The organism is Streptomyces sp. NPDC020996, assembly GCF_040641355.1.
Taxonomy (GTDB): domain Bacteria; phylum Actinomycetota; class Actinomycetes; order Streptomycetales; family Streptomycetaceae; genus Streptomyces.
The window spans coordinates 1-1,177 of the sequence record NZ_JBFADM010000157.1 but is presented as its reverse complement, the minus strand read 5'-3'; the positions used below and the strand labels follow the sequence as shown (position 1 = coordinate 1,177).

Here is a 1,177-nt window from a genome sequence, read left to right as displayed (position 1 = left end):
TGGGGGACGACGTCGAAGAGGTCGCCGACGACGCCGTAGTCGACCAGGTCGAAGATCGGGGCCTCGGGGTCCTTGTTGACCGCGACGATGGTCTTCGAGGTCTGCATGCCGGCCCGGTGCTGGATGGCGCCGGAGATGCCGTTGGCGATGTACAGCTGCGGGGAGACGGACTTGCCGGTCTGGCCGACCTGGTTGGTGTGCGGGTACCAGCCGGCGTCGACGGCGGCGCGGGAGGCGCCGACGGCCGCGCCGAGGGAGTCGGCGAGCGCCTCGACGAGCGCGAAGTTCTCCGCGCCGTTCACGCCGCGGCCGCCGGAGACCACGATCGCCGCCTCGGTCAGCTCCGGACGCCCGGTCGACTCCCGCGGCGTGCGGCCGGTCACCTTCGTGCCGGTCGCCTGCGCGGAGAAGGACACCTCCAGCGCCTCGACCGCGCCCGCGGCCGGGGCGGACTCCACGGCAGCCGAGTTGGGCTTGACGGTGATGACCGGGACGCCCTTGGAGACACGGGAGGTGGTGGTGAAGGACGCGGCGAACACCGACTGGGTCGCCACCGGGCCGTCCTCGCCGGCCTCCAGGTCGACGGCGTCGGTGATGATGCCGGAGCCGATCCGCAGCGCCAGACGCGCGGCGATCTCCTTGCCCTCGGCGGAGGACGGCACCAGCACCGCGGCCGGGGAGACGGCCGCGACGGCGGCCTGGAGGGCGTCCACCTTCGGCACGACGAGGTAGTCGGCGTACTCCGACGCCTCGTGCGTCAGCACACGCATCGCGCCGTGCTCGGCGAGCACGGCGGCGGTGCCGGCGGCGCCGCCTCCGAGGGCGACGGCGACCGGCTCGCCGATCCGCCGGGCCAGCGTCAAAAGCTCCAGCGTGGGCTTGCGGACGGCACCGTCCACGTGGTCGACGTAGACGAGAACTTCAGCCATGGGAATGCTCTCCTGCGAAACGAAGATTGAGGGATGGTCGGCGAGCCGGGCTCAGATGAACTTCTGGGCCGCGAGGCCGCGTCAAATGAACTTGCGCTCCGCGAGGAAGGCGGCCAGCTGCTTGCCGCCCTCGCCCTCGTCCTTGACGATCGTGCCCGCGCTGCGGGCCGGACGGGCGGCGGCCGACTCGACCTTGGTCCAGGCGCCCTCCAGGCCGACCTCCTCGGCCTCGATGTCCAGGTCGGACA

The 1,177-nt window shown here is 72.3% G+C and carries 1 protein-coding gene and 1 pseudogene; both read right to left on the bottom strand.

Annotated features, from left to right (window positions below; all coding sequences use genetic code 11):
- Positions 1–929, bottom strand: a 929-nt coding sequence (locus AB0G63_RS39135; RefSeq protein WP_360760684.1) for an electron transfer flavoprotein subunit alpha/FixB family protein, incomplete at its 3' end; no start/stop codon positions are given.
- A gap of 81 nt (positions 930–1,010) precedes the next feature.
- Positions 1,011–1,177 (bottom strand): annotated as a pseudogene (locus AB0G63_RS39130) (electron transfer flavoprotein subunit beta); the annotation flags it as partial.